We start from the raw sequence: 18,285 nt of genomic DNA on the forward strand, positions 1-18,285 counted from the left end.
CCATGGCGCTGGCCAAACGCATTATCCCTTGCCTGGACGTGGACAACGGCCGGGTGGTCAAGGGTGTGAAGTTCGAGAACATCCGTGATGCCGGCGACCCGGTGGAAATCGCCCGTCGCTACGACGAACAGGGCGCGGACGAGATCACCTTCCTCGACATCACGGCCAGCGTCGATGGCCGCGATACCACGCTGCATACCGTCGAGCGCATGGCCAGCCAGGTGTTCATCCCGCTGACCGTGGGCGGTGGCGTGCGCACCGTGCAAGACATCCGCAACCTGCTCAATGCCGGAGCGGACAAAGTGTCGATCAACACTGCGGCAGTGTTCAACCCGGAGTTCGTCGGCGAAGCGGCCCAGCACTTCGGCTCGCAATGCATTGTCGTGGCCATCGATGCCAAGAAAGTCTCCGGCCCGGGTGAAACCCCGCGCTGGGAAATCTTCACCCACGGCGGTCGCAAACCCACGGGCCTGGACGCCGTCGAGTGGGCGAAGAAGATGGAAGGCCTGGGCGCCGGTGAAATCCTGCTGACCAGCATGGACCAGGACGGCATGAAAAACGGTTTCGACCTGGGCGTCACCCGGGCCATCAGCGATGCCCTGGGCATTCCGGTGATCGCGTCCGGCGGCGTCGGCAACCTGCAACACCTGGCCGACGGCATCCTGGAAGGCCACGCCAGCGCGGTGCTGGCGGCGAGCATTTTCCACTTTGGCGAATACACCGTGCCGGAAGCCAAGGCCTATATGGCTCATCGCGGTATCTGCATTCGCTGACTGCTGGACACCATGGCGGGCCCAAGGCACTCTTGGGCACACCATGGATTGCGGTAGCCCGACATGCTCAAACGCCTCGTTCTTGCCTTTGCCGGTGCCACGTTGCTGCTCGCAGGTACTGTCCGCGCCGCTGATACATCGCTGGTGTTGCTGACGGAAAACTTCCCCCCGTACAACATGGCCAAGAACGGTAAGAACTTCGCCCAGGACGAGAACATCCATGGCATTGCCGTGGACATCGTCCGCGAGATATTCAAGCGCGCCGATATCTCCTACAGCCTGACGCTACGTTTCCCCTGGGAGCGCATCTACAAACTCGCCCTGGAAAGTCCGGGTTACGGTGTGTTTGTCATGGCGCGGTTGCCAGAGCGTGAAAAGCTTTTCAAATGGGTCGGCCCCATCGGTCCGGACGACTGGATCATGCTCGCCAAGGCCGACAGCAAGATCGCTCTCGACTCGCTGGAGCAGGCGCGTCAATACAAGATCGGTGCCTACAAGGGCGACGCAATTGCCGAGACGTTGGCCAAGCAGGGACTCAAGCCGATTGTCGTGTTGCGCGATCAGGACAACGCCAGGAAGCTGGTCAACGGCCAGATCGATCTGTGGGCCACCGGGGACCCGGCCGGGCGTTACCTGGCACGTCAGGAAGGGGTGACCGATCTCAAGACCGTGCTGCGCTTCAACAGTGCCGAGTTGTACCTGGCCTTGAACAAGGACGTGCCCGACGACGTGGTCGCCCGGCTTCAGGCTGCCTTGGATGAGCTCCGCAAGGAAGGGGCGGTGGACGCGATCATGGCGCGGTATCTCTGATAGCTGGACAAACCTGTGGGAGCGAGCTTGCTCGCGAAAGCGGTGGGTCAGCTTGCCGGGATGTTGAATGTGCCGCCGTCATCGCGAGCAAGCTCGCTCCCACAGAGATCTGCTGTGAACACCAATCTTGGGCCCGATGCAAAACCACTGTGGGAGCGAGCTTGCTCGCGAGAGAGGGATGTCAGCTTGCCGGGATGTTGAATGTGCCGCCGTCATCGCGAGCAGGCTCGTTCCCACAGGGATCTGCTGTGAACACCAATCTTGTGCCCGATGCAAAACCACTGTGGGAGCGAGCTTGCTCGCGAAAGCGGTGGGTCAGCTTGCCGGGATGTTGCATGTGCCGCCGTCATCGCGAGCAGGCTCACTCCCACAGGGATCTGCTGTGAACACCAATCTTGGGCCCGATGCAAAACCACTGTGGGAGCGAGCCTGCTCGCGATGACGGCAACGCGGTTGTCGCTATCGATACACCCCATTCTTCCCATGCCCGACCATCGCCTGATTGCTGCGCAGGCTGATCATCGACTTGATATCGATCCATTCGATGCCCTGGGCCTTGAGCTTGGGTAGCTCGCGTTCGAGTACCGCCAGGGTCTGCGGATAGGGATGGCCGATCATCACAGCCGAGCCTTGTCGGCGGGCCAGGTCGATGGCGGTTTGCAGCTGTTGGGCGATGGCGGTTTCGGTGCGCTCGTCGTCCAGGAACACATCCCGCGACACACTGGCGAGGCCGATCTTTTGCGCTTCGGCGGCGGCGACGGTCTGGGCGCTGGTGCGGCTGTCGACGAAAAACTTGTGGCGTTGCTGCAAGTTCGCCATCAGCCACGCCATGGCCTGGGGCTGGGCGGTCATGCGGCTGCCCATGTGGTTGTTGATCCCACTGGTGTAGGGCACGGCGGCGAACGCGGCGTCGAGGCGCTTGCCCAGTTCTTCGATGGACAGGTCCGGATGCCAGGCGAACGGCCCGGTGGCCGGGTCCATGGGCATGTGCAGCATGACCAGCTTGCCGGCGCGATGGGCTTCGCGGGCGAATTCGGCGGCGTGGGGGGTGTCAGGCATGATCGCGGCGGTGACCGGCCCGGGAAGGGCGAGCACTCGACGGTCCCGGGGCAGGTTTTGCCCCAGGTCGTCGATGATCAGGCTCAGGTACGCCTTGTGCGGCGAAGAGGGCGTGGCGGGCGCCGCGTTAACGGCCCCCGCCAGCAGGCACAGCAGGACGAAGGTGAAACGCAGGCCCATCTCAGCGGCCGGACGTGATGTTCAACCCTTTGAGCAAGCTCAAGGCCTGGGCCAACTGATAGTCGTCATCCTGGGGCATCGGCTTGGCCTTGGCGCCGGAACCGGTCGGTTTGTCGGCGCCGCCGTTGCCGTTGCCCAGGTGACCTTGCAGGTCGGCTTCCTTGAAGTATTCGCTGTCCTGCTCGTTGGTGATCTTGGCCTTGCGCACTTCGATGTCCGGGACAATGCCCTGGGCCTGGATGGAACGGCCGTTGGGCGTGAAGTACAGCGCGGTGGTGATCTTCAGGGCGCGGTCGTTGTTCAGTGGCAATACGGTCTGCACCGAGCCCTTGCCGAAGCTGGTGGTGCCCATGACCACACCGCGCTTCTGGTCCTGCAGGGCGCCGGCGACGATTTCCGAGGCCGAAGCGCTGCCGCCGTTGATCAGCACCACCAATGGCACGGCTTCGCTCAAGTCGTTGCCAGTGGCCGAGAAGCGCAGCTCGGAATTGGCGATACGGCCCTTGGTGTAGACGATCAGGCCCTTGGTGATGAAGTGGTCCACCACTTCCACCGCCGACTGCAATACGCCGCCGGGGTTGTTACGCAGGTCCAGGACCAGGCCGTTGAGTTTCTTGCCGTTGTCCTTGCGCATCTTGGCCAGGGCCTTGGCGACTTCTTCACCGGTCTTGACCTGGAACTGGGTGATGCGGATGTAGCCGTAGCCCGACTCCAGCAACTGGCTTTTCACGCTCTTGACCTGGATGACCGCACGGGTCAGGGTCACGTCGAACGGTGTGCCACCATCGCGCACCAGGGTCAGGGTGATCTTCTGGCCGATCTTGCCGCGCATCTTGTCCACGGCTTCGGTCATGCTCTGGCCCCGCGTCGGCTGGCCGTTGATCTTGACGATGAAGTCACCGGCCTGGATGCCGGCCTTGGAAGCAGGCGTGTCGTCGATTGGCGAGACCACCTTGACGAAGCCGTCTTCGCTGCCGACCTCGATGCCCAGGCCGCCGAATTCGCCGCTGGTGCTTTCCTGCAGCTCGGCGAAATCTTCCGGGCCCAGGTATGCCGAGTGCGGGTCAAGGTTGCTGAGCATGCCTTTGATGGCGTTCTCCAGCAGCATCTTGTCATCCACCGGTTCCACGTAGGCGGCTTTGATCCGGTCCATGACCTCGGCAAAGGTGCGCAGTTCGTCCAGCGGCAGCGGCGCCTTGGTGGTTGCGGCCGTGGCGGCGGGGGCCGATGGGGCCGGTTCGGCGGCGAAAGCCAGGGGCGCACCGATCACGAGGGCGATCGTCAGGGCCAGCGAGGTAAGGCGGGACAAATGCAGCATGTCGAACGAACTCCTTAATAGGATGGGCGCGCTTATCCTTGCGCACGACACCATTGGGCCGGGTCACTGGGGCGACCCTGCTGACGAATAGCGAAATACAGTGCTGGCGTATCCTGCCCGCCACTGTTACCGACCGTGGAGATGGACTCTCCGGCCTTGACCACGTCGCCCGCCGACTTGAGCAGCGTCTGGTTGTGGCCGTACAGGCTCAAGTAACCGTTGCCGTGATCGAGGATCACCAGCAGGCCGGCGCCGCGCAACCAGTCGGCGAATACCACGCGCCCGCCATGCACGGCATGTACCTGGCTGCCGGCCGAGGCGCTGATCATCACCCCGTCCCACTTGGTGCGAGTATCGTCGCCGCGGGTTTCACCGAAGCGCGCAAGCAATCGACCATTGACCGGCCACGGAAGTTTGCCTCGGGCTGAAGCAAAAGCGCCGCCAAAGGTTTCGCCGTCACTGGAAACCAGTGCGCCGGGGCTGGATTTTGCCGGTTTGCGCGGTGCATCGCCGGCGTCTGCGTCGGCCTGGGCTTCACGCAAACGCTTTTTTTCGGCTTCCTGCTGGGCGATCAGCGCTTTCTGGCGCGCTTCTTCCGCCTCTCGGGCCTGGCGGGCCAGGGTCTCTTCGATGGTTTTCAACACATTGGCCAGTTCGGCCTGGTCCTGCTCGCGGGCCTTGAGCTTGCTGTCGCGGGCCTTCACATCGTCATTGAGCTTGGCCAGGGCCACCTGGCGTTCCTTGCGAACCTTCTCGAGTTCTTCGCGCTGGGTGTCGAGGCTGCTTTTCTGCACCAGCAACTGGGCCTGCTGCAGCTCGATGTCTTTTTCGACATTGGCCAGTTGGCGCAAGGTTTCATTGAAGTTCTTGAGTTGTTCCAGGCGGGCCTGGCTCAGGTAATCGTAATACGTGAGGGTACGGGCGAACTTCTCGGGGTTCTGCTGGTTGAGCAGCAGCTTGAGGTATTCCTGGCGGCCGTTCTGGTAGGCGGCCCGGGCCTGGATGGCGATCAGCTTTTGCTGTTCAGTGCGCGCGCTCTGGAGTTTTTTTTTCTCTCCATCGAGCCGCTGCAGCTCGGATTCGCTTTTCTTCAGTTCTTTTTGCAGGGCGTCGACCTGCTTCTCTAGCTTGCCCATCTCGGTTTCGGTGCCGCGCAGGTCTTTCTGCACGCTGGATTTCTCTTCCTGCAACTTGCCCAGCAGCTTTTTCAGCTCGGCAATGTCCTGGCGCGTGGCTTCCAACTGCTGTTGGGTTTGCGCGCGCTCGTCGGCAAAGGCCGGTTGGAGCAAGCAGGTCAGAACGAGGGCTATCAGGACGCGAAGCATAGAGGCGGGCGACACCAGGGAAAGGGACGGCCTAGTATGCCCGCCCCACGCTGCAAAAAAAACGCCCATTTGGGGTTGTGTGATAACTGGCCCGAAAAACACCAAGAACCCATGTGGGAGCGAGCTTGCTCGCGATGGCGGTGTATCAGTCAACATCAAGGTTGGCTGATCCGGCGCTATCGCGAGCAAGCTCGCTCCCACAGGGTTTGCGGAATCAAACCAGGATCGAAGTCCCGGTCATTTCCGCAGGCTTTTCCATGCCCAGCAACATCAGCATGGTCGGCGCCACGTCAGCCAGCACGCCACCGTCGCGGACCTTGAAGTCCCGCTTGCCGACATAGATGAACGGCACCGGCTCGGTGGTGTGGGCGGTGTGGGCCTGGCCGGTGGATTCGTCGGACATCTGCTCGACGTTGCCGTGGTCGGCCGTGATCAGTGCTTCGCCGCCGACCTTTTCCAGGGCCTCGACGATGCGGCCAACGCAGGTGTCCAGGCATTCCACGGCCTTGACCGCCGCGTCGAACACGCCGCTGTGGCCGACCATGTCGCCGTTGGCGTAGTTGACCACGATCACGTCGTAACGCTGGTTTTCAATGGCGTCGACGATGCGGTCGGTCACTTCCGGTGCGCTCATCTCCGGTTGCAGGTCGTAGGTGGCGACTTTCGGCGAGGGGATCAGGATGCGTTCTTCGCCCGGGAACGGTTCTTCACGGCCGCCGGAGAAAAAGAACGTCACGTGGGCGTACTTTTCGGTCTCGGCGATGCGCAGTTGGGTCTTGCCGTTTTTCGCCAGGTAGTCGCCCAGCACGTTTTCCAGGCTGCCGGCGGCGAAGGCCGAAGGCGCGGGAATGCTGGCGGCGTATTGGGTCAGCATGACGAAACCGGCCAGTTTTGGCTGGCGGGCACGCTCGAATTCCTTGAAATCGTCTTCGACGAACACGCGGGTCAGCTCGCGGGCGCGGTCGGCACGGAAGTTCATGAACACCACGGCATCGCCGTCTTCGACTTTCACCGGCTCGCCAATGGTGGTGGCCTTGACGAATTCATCGCTTTCGCCGCGTTCATAGGCGGCTTGCAGGCCTTCCTGGGCGGTGGCGGCGTTGAATTCGGCGTTGCCGTCGACGATCAGGTTGTAGGCCTGGGCCACGCGATCCCAACGGTTGTCACGGTCCATGGCGAAGTAGCGGCCGACGAGGCTGGCGATGCGCCCCTTGCCGAGGGCCTGGAACGTTGCGTCCAGCAGCTCGATCGACGACGTGGCGCTTTTCGGCGGGGTGTCGCGGCCATCGAGGAACGCGTGCAGGTAGATCTTCTCGGCGCCGCGCTTGGCAGCCAGTTCGGCCATGGCGATCAGGTGGTCCTGGTGGCTGTGCACGCCACCGTCGGACAGCAGGCCCATGAAGTGCACGGCCTTGCCGGCGGCCACGGCCTTATCCACCGCGGTGCAGATGGTCGGGTTTTCGAAGAACTCGCCGTCGCGGATCGATTTGGTCACGCGGGTGAAGTCCTGGTACACCACGCGGCCTGCGCCGAGGTTCATGTGGCCGACTTCGGAGTTGCCCATCTGTCCGTCCGGCAGGCCGACGTCCATGCCGCTGCCGGAGATCAGGCCGTTGGGCACGGTGGCCCACAGACGGTCCAGCACAGGCTTGTTGGCCGAATACACGGCGTTGGATTCGTGGCTGTCACTGTGACCGAAGCCGTCGAGAATCATCAGGACCAAAGGTTTAGGCGTGGTAGTCATGGAATCCACTCGTGGCGGGTTAAAAGAAGACGATGGAAAAGGGACGGGCAGTTTAAAGGTAAGTTCCGGCGGCGTCACCGCCGGGCGGGGTTTGGCCGGCCTTGCGTGCTGTGTATACTGGCCGACATTTTAACGCCCTGGAACCTCCTTCGATGGTTGCTCACCTGATTCAATTTGCCACTAACCACTACATTCTCGTCGGTATCTTCGTCGTGCTGCTGGCGTTGCTGGTTGCCCACACGATGCAGGGCGGCGGTCGCAGCCTGAGCACTGGGGAGCTGACCGCACTGGTCAACAAGGATGCCGGCCTGGTGGTGGACATCCGCCCGAGCAAGGATTACGCCGCCGGTCACATTGTCGGGGCGGTGAACATTCCCCAGGACAAACTGATGGCGCGGATCGGCGAGCTGGAAAAACACAAGGCCAAGACGCTGATCCTGGTGGACGCCCAAGGCCAGCACGCCGGCACCCACGCCCGCGAGCTGATGAAGTCCGGTTTTACCGCCGCCAAGCTGTCCGGCGGCGTTGCCAGCTGGAAAGCCGACAATCTGCCCCTGGTGAAGTGAAATGTCCCACGTTGTTGTCTATTCCAGCGATTACTGCCCCTATTGCTCCAGAGCCAAGTCCCTGCTCCAGAACAAAGGCGTGGCCTTCGAAGAGATCAAGGTCGACGGCAAGCCGCAACTGCGCACCGAAATGACCCAGAAGGCCGGGCGCACGTCCGTGCCGCAGATCTGGATCGGCAGCACCCACGTGGGCGGTTGCGACGATCTGTATGCCCTGGAGCGCGCTGGCAAGCTCGACGCGCTGCTCAAGGCCTGAATTTCCCACTAAAGAACCTGAAAGTAAGAAGGATCTGCGATGACTGACCAACAGAACACAGCTGCCAGCGAAGAAGAAGCCGCACCGCAATTCTCCTTGCAGCGCATTTATGTACGTGACCTGTCCTTCGAAGCCCCGAAAAGCCCGGCGATCTTTCGCCAGCAGTGGGAGCCGAGCGTAGGCCTGGACCTGAACACCCGTCAGAAAGCCCTGGAAGATGACTTCCACGAAGTGGTGCTGACCTTGTCGGTCACCGTCAAGAACGGTGACGAAGTGGCGTTCATCGCTGAAGTGCAACAGGCCGGGATCTTCCTGATCAAGAACCTGGATGCTCCTTCGATGAGCCACACCCTGGGCGCGTTCTGCCCGAACATCCTGTTCCCTTACGCCCGGGAAACCCTGGACAGCCTGGTGACCCGCGGCTCGTTCCCGGCCCTCATGCTGGCGCCGGTGAACTTCGATGCCCTGTATGCGCAAGAACTGCAGCGCATGCAGCAGGAAGGCGGCGCGACCGTTCAGTAAGCGTCCACTGCCAGGCATAGCGCTCGACGGCCAGGTACAAAACCTGTGGGAGCGAGCCCTGTGGGAGCCGAGCTTGCTCGCGATGAACGATGACACGGTTTTGCAGTTGAACCGTGTCGACCTCATCGCGAGCAAGCTCGGCTCCCACAGGCTCGCTCCCACAGGTGTTTCTGGCTGACAGGAACGGCTCAGGCGAACCCGTTCTGCCGCCACGCCTCATAAACCGCCACCGCCACGGTATTGGACAGGTTCAGGCTGCGGCAGCCTTCACGCATTGGCAGGCGCAGGCGCTGCTCGGTGGGCAGGGCGTCCAGTACGTCGGCCGGCAGGCCACGGCTTTCCGGGCCGAACAGGAACGCGTCACCGGCGACGAAGCTGGCGTCATGGAAGGGCCGCGAACCCTTGGTGGTAAAGGCGAACAGACGCGGATGCCCGAGGCTTTCCAGACAACTGGCGAGGTCGGCGTGACGCTGCAAGGTGGCATACTCATGGTAGTCGAGGCCGGCCCGGCGCAGGCGCTTGTCGTCCATGTCGAAGCCCAGCGGTTCGATCAAATGCAGGTGGCAGCCGCTGTTGGCGCACAGCCTGATGACGTTGCCGGTATTCGGCGGAATTTCCGGTTGAAAAAGGATGACGTGAAACATGCACGGCTCCGCAGATAAAGATGAGCGGCATTCTACGCCGCAAACCGACCGACGTTCGAAGCTAATGCCTCGGGTGATGGGCTCTTTGGCGATCTTCGGCATGATGGTCGGGCTGATGATCGGGCGCCTGACCACGCCCGAGCCGAGCGCGTTGCAACAGATCGAGGTGACAGACGGAACGCTGGTGGCCTGGTTCAACAATGAACCCAAGCTCCATGGCGAAATTGTCGACGGCTCAGTGGCGTTGCTGTTCCAAGCAGAAGGTCAGCCGCAGAAGGGCCAGCTCAAGATCAACGGCAAGGATGTGAACTGGCGGGTGCGTTTGAGTGACGAGGGGTTGTTGCTGACGCTGGTGGCGGCGCGTCCGTTGCGGGGGGAGTGGACCGGCAGCGAGGTCGATGACCGCTGGCGGCTGGAGGTCCGTCTCCAGGAGCAATAAAAGAGGGAATCCCCGGCCTGCCTGTACCAAGGTCCCCAAAACGGGAGGGCTCGCGCTAAGCGCATGGCCCTGGGTGTAAAGAAGGGAAACCTTGACCTGCCTGTATCAAGGCCCCCAAAACAGTGGGCTCACTGAGCCCGGTATAAAATGGGGATTCCCCGGCCTGCCTGTACCAAGGTCCCCGAAACTGGGTAGTGATCTAGCTATTGCAGGGGGCGTGCCAGTTTTAAATTATTTGTCACAAAAACGCTTTCTATGACGCAAAAGCCCCGTATTCCGGGGCTTTTGCTTTTGTTTGTGCGGTTTTTTCGAGCTGGGCCGATTGGTTTTGGCGGGTGGTGCATGTGCAATTGCGGTTCGCAGTGCATTGATGCGGTGCATGAGGCCTTTAAAAGCATCGCGAGCAAGCTCGCTCCCACAGGATGGATTGCCCCAAAAAGTTGGACACCAATCTGACTTTTGGGGGGCAGTCCAGGAATTGCGTTTCCCTTGTGGGAGCGGGCTTGCTCGCGATTGGGCCTTCAAATTCAGCGAAGGGCTGAAGACCGATCAGCCCTCATCCCCGTCATCATCATCCCCACCGTCGACCTTCATCCCCAACTCCTTGATCTTGCGGGTCAAGGTATTGCGGCCCCAGCCCAGCAGCACGGCGGCATCGCGGCGGCGGCCGGCGGTGTGCTTGAGGGCGGTTTCGATCATGATCCGCTCGAAGGCCGGTACCGCGCTGTCCAACAGGCTCGACTGACCGCGGGCCAGGGCCTGGTCGGCCCACTGGCGCAGGGCTTGCTCCCAGTTGGTCACGGGGGCCGAATCCTGCGGCAGGCTCAGCAGTTCCGGCGGCAGGTCGCTGATGTGCACTTCGCGACCTGAAGCCATCACCGTGATCCAGCGGCAGGTGTTCTCCAACTGGCGCACGTTGCCCGGCCACGGCAGGTTCTTGAGGTATTCCTCGGTTTCGCTCTTGAGCAGCTTGGGCTCGACCGCCAGTTCCTGGGCCGCGCGGCTGAGGAAGTGCCGGGCCAGGGTCGGGATGTCTTCGCGACGATCCGCCAGGCGCGGGATATGAATACGGATGACGTTCAGGCGGTGGAACAAGTCCTCACGGAATTTGCCGGCGTGAACCAGGGTTTCCAGGTTCTGGTGGGTCGCGGCGATGATGCGCACGTCCACCTTCACCGGTGTATGGCCGCCGACCCGATAGAACTCGCCATCGGCCAGCACGCGCAGCAAGCGGGTCTGGGTGTCGGCCGGCATGTCGCCGATTTCATCGAGGAACAACGTGCCGCCGTCGGCTTGCTCGAAGCGTCCGCGCCGCAGGTTGGCCGCGCCGGTGAAGGCGCCTTTTTCGTGGCCGAACAGCTCGGACTCCATCAAGTCCTTGGGAATCGCCGCCATGTTCAGCGCGATGAACGGCGACGCCGCCCGTGGACTGTGGCGGTGCAGGGCGTGGGCCACCAGTTCCTTGCCGGTGCCCGACTCGCCATTGATCAGCACAGTGATGTTGGAGTGGCTCAAGCGCCCGATGGCGCGAAACACTTCCTGCATCGCCGGCGCTTCGCCGATGATTTCCGGGGTGCGGGCCAGGGCCGGCACCTCTTCCATACCCTGTTGTTCCTGGGCGTGCTGGTTGGCGCGCTTGACCAGCGATACGGCTTCGTCGACGTCAAATGGCTTGGGCAGGTATTCGAAAGCGCCGCCCTGGTAGGACGCCACGGCGCTGTCCAGGTCGGAATGGGCGGTCATGATGATCACCGGCAGCCGCGGATGCTGCTCGCGAATCCGCGCCAACAGGTCCAGGCCACTGGCGCCGGGCATGCGGATGTCGGAGATGATGACGTCCGGTTGCTGACGCGCCAGGCGGCTCATCACCCCATCGGCGCTGTCGAAGCTCTGGGTGGTCATGCCTTCCTGTTGCAAGGCTTTTTCCAGGACCCAACGGATAGAACGGTCGTCATCGACGATCCACACGGTTTCACTACGGCTCATGTCGATGTGGCTCCTTGTTCCAGTGGCAGGAAGATCGAGAAAGTGGTGTGGCCGGGGTGGCTCTCACATTCGATCAAGCCCTGATGCTGACTGATGATGTTCTGGGTAATGGCCAGGCCCAGCCCGGTACCGTCCGGACGGCCGCTGACCATGGGAAAAAAGATGGTTTCCTGCAGTTCGGCAGGGATGCCCGGACCGTTGTCGATGATTTCGATCTTGGTCACCAGGCGATGGCGCACGTGGCCGATGGTGAACTGGCGCATGGCGCGGGTACGCAGGCTGATGCGACCCAGGCGCAGTTCGTTCTGGCTGCTGATGGCCTGCATCGCGTTGCGCACGATGTTCAGCACCGCCTGGATCATCTGCTCGCGGTCGATCAAGACGTCGGGAATGCTTGGATCATAGTCGCGCACCAAAGTGATGCAACCCTGGCTTTCTGCTTCCACCAGGCTGCTGACGCGCTCCAGCACTTCATGGACGTTGCACATCGCCAGGGACGGTAGCTTGTTCGAGCCAAGCATGCGGTCCACCAGGTTCCGCAGGCGGTCGGCTTCCTCGATGATGACGTTGGTGTAGTCCTTGAGGCTTTCTTCCGGCAGTTCGCGGGCAAGCAACTGTGCCGCGCCACGTATTCCGCCGAGAGGGTTCTTGATCTCGTGGGCCAGGCCCCGCACCAGCATCTTGCTGGTTTCCTGCTTGGACAACTGCGCCTCCTCCTTGGTGATGCGCAGCAAGCGATCACGCGGGTGGACTTCCAGCAGCAACAAGGTGGCGCCGTTGTTCAGGATCGGCGTGACCGCATAATCCACGGTCAGGGTCTGGCCGGTCAGGGCGGTGAGCATCGCCTCGCGCTTGGTGAACGGGTGAGCCTGCTCCACCGCTTGGCGCAGGGAATTGAGCGCTTCGGCAGATTCGGTAAACAACTCGCTGATGAACTGCCCGTGGCTGCGCTGGCCGCTGACGGCCAGGAGCATCTCCGCCGCCGGGTTCATGTACTCGAGGCGCAGTTCGGCGTCGAGCAGGATGGTCGCGGTGGTGAGGTTGTCGAGCAGCAAGCGGTGTAGTGCGTCGCTAATGGTCATCAGGACCTCTTTTGGAGCGTAGCAACTCGGGACCGGTCCCAAATTGCGCGCGCGATTAATGCGCTGTCACAAGGAAAATGCAAAAACCAAACCAAGGCTCCGAAAAGAAGCGTTTAGAGCCTCAAAAGGGTGTTTTTCGCTCGCTTGCGTGGCGTTCTGCCAGCTTTTCCGGGTACTTTCGAACCAAAATGGGTTTTTGGACTGAGTAGCGTGCAAGCTATTGCACCAATATAGTGCGAGAGCCTGGGCAGTGTTAAAAAAACGGCAAGATGCTGCTTTTTTCTTCTTCAGGCTTTTCGGCGAGAGGGCACTCGGGGCGTTGACCGTAATCGGCCATGACACAGGGCTTGATGCGGCGCTTCTGCGCCAGGGACATGCGTTGCATGTGGAAGGGCTGGTTGGCGGTGCGTTCGACGATACGGTCCTGCTCGTCGAGGATTTCGACCGCCAGGTGATGGGTGCCTCGATCGATGTCGCTCAAGGCGAATACCGGGCTCGGTCCCGGCGCGCCCGTTGGTTTGCCGTCGAGCAACAGGCGGTAGCGGTGGCCTTTTCTCAGGCTCGGTTCGCTGGTGACACTGACGATCAATTCGCCTGCGGTGCTGCGTATCGTCGCGTCCGGCTCGGGAATCAACAGCCTGAGCATTTCGTAATGAAACAACGGTTCGGGCCTGGCTTCGGTCGCGGGCGCCGAGGCTGTACCCGTGGGCGGCGCCGGCATCCGGTTGCCGGGTGGCAGTTGGACTTTCTTTGCGTTGCCGGGGCGCGGCTGATCGGTGAACACGCGATTGCCCTGGGCATCGATGTAGGTATAGACCTGCGCCACGCCGGGCATCGCCGCCAGCGCCAGGCCCAGCGCGAGCAGCCAGCGGATCATGGCTGGTGTACCCGTTGCACGGTGAAGGTGACGGTCTCGCTTTGCTGCACGAGGTTGTCGCCGTCGATGACTTGAACCGCGAGGCTGTGCTCGCCTCGGTCGATATTCACCAATTGCAGGCGCGGCACGTTGCTCGCTTGGCCGTAGGGCTGCCCGTCCAGCAGCAACCGGAACAGATGCGGGCTGCGCAGGCGCGGTTGAGCGTGTACGCCAACGGTGAAGGTGCCGTTGTTGGCGCGCAGGGCCTCGTCGGTGGGGATGTCGGTCAGTTCCAGGGTTTCGTAGGCATCGCGCGACTTTTCGTTGTTGATGGGGGGCGTCGGTGTGCCCGGGCTGGCTGGAGACTGGCGTTCGATGCTGTTGAGCGGCGGCAACTCCACCGTCTGGGCCGGGACGCCTTGGGGTGGCTGGTTGCTGTAGGCGGTATTGCCCTCGGCGTCGATGTACTTGTAGATCTGCGCGGCGGCGGACAGTGCCAGCAGCGACAACAGGATGATTGAAAAGCCGCGCCCCATAAAATCGACCGAAAACTGAAAGTGTTGAGTTGCAGCATAGGTCAGGGGGGAGGGTTGGCCCAAGTTGTTGTGTGTTGGGCCATGACCTGCCTTGTGGGAGCGAGCTTGCTCGCGATGGCGGAGTGTCAGGCACTGAGGTGTTGAATGTGCTGGCCTCATCGCGAGCAAGCTCGCTCCCACAGGGGGGGCTTAGGCTTTTGTGGAGATACACAGCTCTGCGGTTGCTCGGATCAGGGCGAGCCGGTGCACCGGGTGCTGCTTGTCGTGGTGGGTGGCACGGGCCAGCCATTGCGGGCACTGCGGGTCGGTGCGGTAGGGGGCGAAGTCGGCCAGTTGTTGCAGCAGGCGTTTCTGCAGGCGGTCGAGCTGCGGGCGGATCTGCCCCACCAGGTCCGGGCGCGGGAGGTCCGGGGCCTTGCCGTCCAGGGCCCAGTCGGACAAGTTGATGTACTGCACCATTTTGTTGGCTTCTATCTGGGCGGCAAAAAACGCTTCCACGGTTTCGCTGCTCAGTTTGTAGGCCGGTGCCTGGGCGACGGCGGCGGCGATGACTTCACGCTCGCGCTGACGGTCCTCTACGGGTTTGCCACTGTCCCATTTACTCAGCGCCACTTGATCGGCGATGGCCAGGCGTTCGCCAATGGCGTTAAGCAACGGGGTCAGGGCTTCTGGGGCGGGAGTCGAGGCGGCTGCGGCGGTGGAGGCCAGCAGCGCGGCAGACAGGGCAAGGCAGAGCTTGAAGCGCAAAGTCATGGGTAGTCTCGTCTTCATAGGGGGGGGGCGACGGGGCATCATGCACGTAACCTGCGCCCATAAAAAAGGCCTCCCGAAGGAGGCCTTTCTTTATTTCACGCCGTGCGTGGCGGCGCTACCGGATCAGCAGCTGTAGTACAGCTCATATTCCAGTGGGTGTACGAAGGTGCGAACCTTGATTTCTTCTTCGCTTTTCAGTGCGATGTAAGCGTCGATGAAGTCATCGCTGAATACGCCGCCTTTGGTCAGGAACGCACGGCCCTTGTCCAGCTCTTCCAGGGCTTCTTTCAAGCTGCCACACACCTGTGGGATTTCCTTGGCCTCTTCAGGCGGCAGGTCATACAGGTTTTTGTCCGCGGCATCGCCAGGGTGGATCTTGTTCTGGATACCGTCCAGGCCGGCCATCATCAGTGCAGCGAAGGCCAGGTACGGGTTGGCAGCCGGATCCGGGAAGCGTGCTTCGATACGGCGGGCTTTAGGGCTGTTCACGTAAGGAATACGGATCGAGGCGGAACGGTTACGAGCCGAGTAGGCCAGCATGACCGGGGCTTCGAAGCCTGGTACCAGACGCTTGTAGGAGTTGGTCGACGGGTTGGTGAAGCCGTTCAGGGCCTTACCGTGCTTGATGATACCGCCGATGAAGTACAGGGCAGTGTCCGACAGACCGGCATAGCCTTCGCCTGCGAAGGTGTTCTTGCCGTCCTTGGAGATCGACATGTGAACGTGCATGCCCGAACCGTTGTCGCCGTACAGAGGCTTCGGCATGAAGGTCGCGGTGCGGCCGTAAGCGTCAGCAACGTTGTGTACGCAGTACTTGAGGGTCTGTACTTCGTCAGCCTTCTTGACCAGCGTGTTGAATTTCACGCCGATTTCGTTCTGGCCGGCAGTCGCCACTTCGTGGTGGTGAACTTCGACGGTCTGGCCCATCTCTTCCAGTGCGTTGCACATGGAGGTACGGATTTCGTGGTCGTGGTCGAACGGTGGAACCGGGAAGTAGCCGCCTTTGATGCCTGGGCGGTGGCCTTTGTTGCCGCCTTCCACATCCTGGTCGGACATCCACGAGCCTTGCTCGGAGAAGATCTTGAACATGGAACCGGAGATGTCGGACTTGAACTTGACCGAGTCGAAGATGAAGAACTCAGGCTCAGGACCGAAGAAAGCGGTGTCGCCGATACCGGTGGACTTCAGGTATTCCTCGGCGCGGTGGGCGATGGCGCGTGGGTCGCGGTCATAGCCTTGCATGGTCGAAGGTTCGATGATGTCGCAGACCAGGATCAGGGTCGGCTCTTCGGTGAACGGGTCCAGGACGGCGGTTTCGTCGTCCGGCATCAGGATCATGTCGGAGGCTTCGATGCCTTTCCAGCCAGAGATGGAGGAGCCGTCGAACATTTTCCCGATTTCAAAGAATTCGTCGTCCAGCGCATCACGGGCCGGCATGGTCACGTGATGTTGAGTACCTTTGGTGTCAGTGAAGCGCAGATCAATCCACTTGACGTCATGATCTTTGATGAGTTGAACCGACTTCGACATATGTCCTCCGGGTGGCTTCGGGCGGGTAGTGGAGTGCCCTTAGATATGGGTGATGCCGGCGCGAATACTCTGCCAAGGCAACCTGCCTCACAAGGGAGCAAATTGCATGCCAGTGCCCCAGCATGGGTTTTTTGCACCAAATACACGCTTTTAAAGGCGTAAATCAAAGATTGTCCGACAATAACGCACTGCAATGTGGCGTCGCCAATCGATAATGACCTGTTTTGGTGCGCGCAAAACCATCTGCACATTAACTGGTTAAACCTTGAGCAATTTCCGCTATAATCCGCGCCCCCCTTTTTCGGCTGGCCGTTCGCGCGCTGTTTTCATGAAACTAATCGTAAAAGTCTTCCCCGAGATCACCATCAAGAGCCGCCCGGTACGGATGCGTTTCATCCGCCAGTTGGCCAAGAACATCCGTGCCGTGCTCCGAGACCTGGATCCGGCCGTGGTGGTGAATGGCGTGTGGGACAACCTCGAACTGGAAACCCGTGTCAGCGAACCCAAGCTGCTGAAGGAAATGACCGAGCGCCTGAGTTGCATGCCGGGCATCGCGCATTTTTTGCAAGTCGATGAATACCCGCTGGGGGATTTCGACGACATCCTCGCCAAGTGCATGCTTCATTATGGTGACGCACTGGCCGGCAAGATCTTTTCGGTGCGTTGCAAGCGCGCCGGCAAGCACGCGTTCAGTTCGATGGATGTGGAGAAGTTCGTCGGCAGCCAGTTGCGCCGGCAATGTGGCGCAGCCGGTATTTCGTTGAAAGACCCGGAAATCGAAGTACGCATCGAAATTCGCGACCAGCGGCTGTTCGTGATCCACAGCCAGCACAACAGCATCGGCGGTTATCCGCTGGGTTCGCTGGAGCAGACCCTGGTGCTGATGTCCGGTGGCTTCGACTCCACGGTGGCCGCCTACCAGATCATGCGTCGCGGGTTGATGAGCCATTTCTGCTTCTTCAACCTCGGCGGGCGTGCCCATGAACTGGGCGTGATGGAAGTGGCGCACTTCATCTGGAAGAAGTACGGCAGCTCTCAACGCGTGTTATTTGTGAGTGTGCCGTTCGAGGAAGTCCTGGGCGAGATTCTCGGCAAAGTCGATAACAGTCATATGGGCGTCATTTTGAAGCGTATGATGTTGCGCGCCGCTTCACGAATTGCCGACCGCCTGCAAATCGATGCGCTGGTGACCGGCGAGGCGATCTCCCAGGTGTCGAGCCAGACCTTGCCGAACCTGTCGGTGATCGACTGCGTGACCGAGAAGCTGGTCTTGCGTCCACTGATCGCCAGCCACAAGCAGGACATCATCGACCAGGCCAACGAAATCGGCACCGCCGAGTTTGCCCGGCACATGCCGGAATACTGCGGCGTCATCTCGGTCAATCCGAAGACGGCGGCCAAGCGCGGGCGGGTGGAGCACGAAGAGAAAGAATTCGACATGGCGGTACTCGAGCGAGCGCTCGAAAACGCCAGGCTGGTGCCGATCGATCGCGTCATCGACGAATTGGGCCAGGACATCAAGATTGAAGAAGTCGGCGAAGCGCTGGCCGGTCAGATCATCATCGACGTCCGCCACCCGGATGACGCTGAAGACGACCCGCTGAGTGTCGCCGGCATCGAGGTAAAAACGATGCCGTTCTATGCCGTGAACGCGCGTTTCAAGGAACTGGACCCTACTCGCCAGTACCTGCTGTATTGCGACAAAGGCGTGATGAGTCGCCTGCATGCCCACCATTTGCTCAGTGAGGGGCATGCCAATGTGCGCGTTTATCGACCGAGCTAAGTGCCCGGGGCTGTTTGCCTGTGGCCTGCGTCACCGGCCCCCCGACGCCGCCGACAGGCTGTAACGGCTTTGTCGGACTCAACGTAAATCGCTGCCACGACCTGTCAGCACACCGAATCCTCT

18 protein-coding genes are annotated in these 18,285 nt (G+C 61.3%); 7 read left to right on the forward strand and 11 right to left on the reverse strand.

Translation table 11 applies throughout. The features are described 5' to 3' along the window. Nucleotides 1-2: 2 nt before the first annotated feature. On the forward strand, nt 3-773 hold the full coding sequence (hisF, locus tag J4E63_RS21970) for an imidazole glycerol phosphate synthase subunit HisF (protein WP_003196830.1): 771 nt from the start codon (nt 3-5) through the stop codon (nt 771-773). 63 nt (nt 774-836) lie between these two features. Next, nucleotides 837-1,583, forward strand: coding sequence for an ABC transporter substrate-binding protein (locus J4E63_RS21975; protein ID WP_192262084.1), 747 nt, complete (start codon nt 837-839; stop codon nt 1,581-1,583). 459 nt (nt 1,584-2,042) lie between these two features. Here the strand turns inward: J4E63_RS21975 and J4E63_RS21980 are convergent, their stop codons facing one another. The 4 genes from J4E63_RS21980 to gpmI all read right to left on the reverse strand — a co-directional run bounded on the left by J4E63_RS21980 (nt 2,043) and on the right by gpmI (nt 7,209). Further along, complete coding sequence (locus J4E63_RS21980) at nt 2,043-2,822, reverse strand: divergent polysaccharide deacetylase family protein (protein ID WP_192262085.1); 780 nt, start codon at nt 2,820-2,822, stop codon at nt 2,043-2,045. A 1-nt stretch (nt 2,823) separates the two neighbouring features. After that, complete coding sequence (locus J4E63_RS21985; RefSeq protein ID WP_060739610.1) at nt 2,824-4,140, reverse strand: S41 family peptidase; 1,317 nt, start codon at nt 4,138-4,140, stop codon at nt 2,824-2,826. Between the two features lie 32 nt (nt 4,141-4,172). Further along, nucleotides 4,173-5,465 carry a murein hydrolase activator EnvC gene (locus J4E63_RS21990; RefSeq protein ID WP_207283354.1) on the reverse strand — a complete coding sequence of 431 codons (1,293 nt, stop codon included), beginning with the start codon at nt 5,463-5,465 and terminating at the stop codon, nt 4,173-4,175. Between the two features lie 214 nt (nt 5,466-5,679). Continuing rightward, entirely contained in the window at nt 5,680-7,209 is a 1,530-nt protein-coding gene (gene gpmI / locus J4E63_RS21995; RefSeq protein WP_207283355.1) for a 2,3-bisphosphoglycerate-independent phosphoglycerate mutase, read from the reverse strand. 152 nt (nt 7,210-7,361) lie between these two features. Between gpmI and J4E63_RS22000 the strand changes: the two genes are divergently transcribed. From J4E63_RS22000 to secB, 3 genes are read left to right on the forward strand one after another with little or no spacing between them, the layout of a single operon-like run. Then, nucleotides 7,362-7,775, forward strand: a complete 414-nt coding sequence (locus J4E63_RS22000) for a rhodanese-like domain-containing protein (protein WP_060739607.1) — start codon at nt 7,362-7,364, stop codon at nt 7,773-7,775. 1 nt (nt 7,776) lies between these two features. Beyond that, a complete protein-coding gene (gene grxC / locus J4E63_RS22005; protein WP_207283356.1) occupies nt 7,777-8,031 on the forward strand; it encodes a glutaredoxin 3 in 255 nt (84 codons plus the stop codon). A 39-nt stretch (nt 8,032-8,070) separates the two neighbouring features. After that, on the forward strand, nt 8,071-8,553 hold the full coding sequence (gene secB, locus J4E63_RS22010) for a protein-export chaperone SecB (RefSeq protein WP_060739605.1): 483 nt from the start codon (nt 8,071-8,073) through the stop codon (nt 8,551-8,553). Between the two features lie 188 nt (nt 8,554-8,741). Here secB and trmL read toward each other — a convergent pair whose 3' ends face one another. Next, the gene (gene trmL, locus J4E63_RS22015) at nt 8,742-9,197 is read right to left on the reverse strand and encodes a tRNA (uridine(34)/cytosine(34)/5-carboxymethylaminomethyluridine(34)-2'-O)-methyltransferase TrmL (protein WP_192262088.1); all 456 of its coding nucleotides are present in this window, start codon (nt 9,195-9,197) and stop codon (nt 8,742-8,744) included. Between trmL and J4E63_RS22020 the strand changes: the two genes are divergently transcribed. Beyond that, the gene (locus J4E63_RS22020; RefSeq protein ID WP_207283357.1) at nt 9,196-9,636 is read left to right on the forward strand and encodes a hypothetical protein; all 441 of its coding nucleotides are present in this window, start codon (nt 9,196-9,198) and stop codon (nt 9,634-9,636) included. The two genes, trmL and J4E63_RS22020, sit on opposite strands and share 2 nt — an antisense overlap. A gap of 549 nt (nt 9,637-10,185) precedes the next feature. Here the strand turns inward: J4E63_RS22020 and ntrC are convergent. The 6 genes from ntrC to glnA all read right to left on the reverse strand — a co-directional run bounded on the left by ntrC (nt 10,186) and on the right by glnA (nt 16,379). After that, nucleotides 10,186-11,622, reverse strand: a complete 1,437-nt coding sequence (gene ntrC, locus J4E63_RS22025) for a nitrogen regulation protein NR(I) (RefSeq protein WP_060739603.1) — start codon at nt 11,620-11,622, stop codon at nt 10,186-10,188. Then, nucleotides 11,619-12,704 carry a nitrogen regulation protein NR(II) gene (glnL, locus tag J4E63_RS22030; protein WP_053117539.1) on the reverse strand — a complete coding sequence of 362 codons (1,086 nt, stop codon included), beginning with the start codon at nt 12,702-12,704 and terminating at the stop codon, nt 11,619-11,621. The genes ntrC and glnL overlap by 4 nt, the downstream gene beginning before the upstream one ends. 253 nt (nt 12,705-12,957) lie before the next feature. Beyond that, nucleotides 12,958-13,581, reverse strand: coding sequence for a DUF4124 domain-containing protein (locus J4E63_RS22035; protein ID WP_207283358.1), 624 nt, complete (start codon nt 13,579-13,581; stop codon nt 12,958-12,960). Then, nucleotides 13,578-14,096: a DUF4124 domain-containing protein gene (locus tag J4E63_RS22040; RefSeq protein ID WP_207283359.1), complete on the reverse strand. Its 519-nt coding sequence runs from the start codon at nt 14,094-14,096 to the stop codon at nt 13,578-13,580. Before J4E63_RS22040 ends, J4E63_RS22035 begins: the two co-directional genes overlap by 4 nt. A gap of 189 nt (nt 14,097-14,285) precedes the next feature. Then, nucleotides 14,286-14,849 (reverse strand): chorismate mutase, encoded by a 564-nt coding sequence (locus J4E63_RS22045; RefSeq protein WP_207283360.1) that lies wholly within the window; start codon nt 14,847-14,849, stop codon nt 14,286-14,288. 123 nt (nt 14,850-14,972) lie between these two features. Beyond that, a complete protein-coding gene (gene glnA / locus J4E63_RS22050; protein ID WP_003196860.1) occupies nt 14,973-16,379 on the reverse strand; it encodes a type I glutamate--ammonia ligase in 1,407 nt (468 codons plus the stop codon). A gap of 328 nt (nt 16,380-16,707) precedes the next feature. Here glnA and thiI point away from each other — a divergent pair, with 328 nt between their 5' ends. Then, complete coding sequence (thiI, locus tag J4E63_RS22055; RefSeq protein WP_207283361.1) at nt 16,708-18,162, forward strand: tRNA uracil 4-sulfurtransferase ThiI; 1,455 nt, start codon at nt 16,708-16,710, stop codon at nt 18,160-18,162. The last annotated feature ends 123 nt before the right edge of the window (nt 18,163-18,285 follow it).

Source organism: Pseudomonas sp. FW300-N2F2 (assembly GCF_017351655.1).
Taxonomy (GTDB): domain Bacteria; phylum Pseudomonadota; class Gammaproteobacteria; order Pseudomonadales; family Pseudomonadaceae; genus Aquipseudomonas; species Aquipseudomonas fluorescens_AA.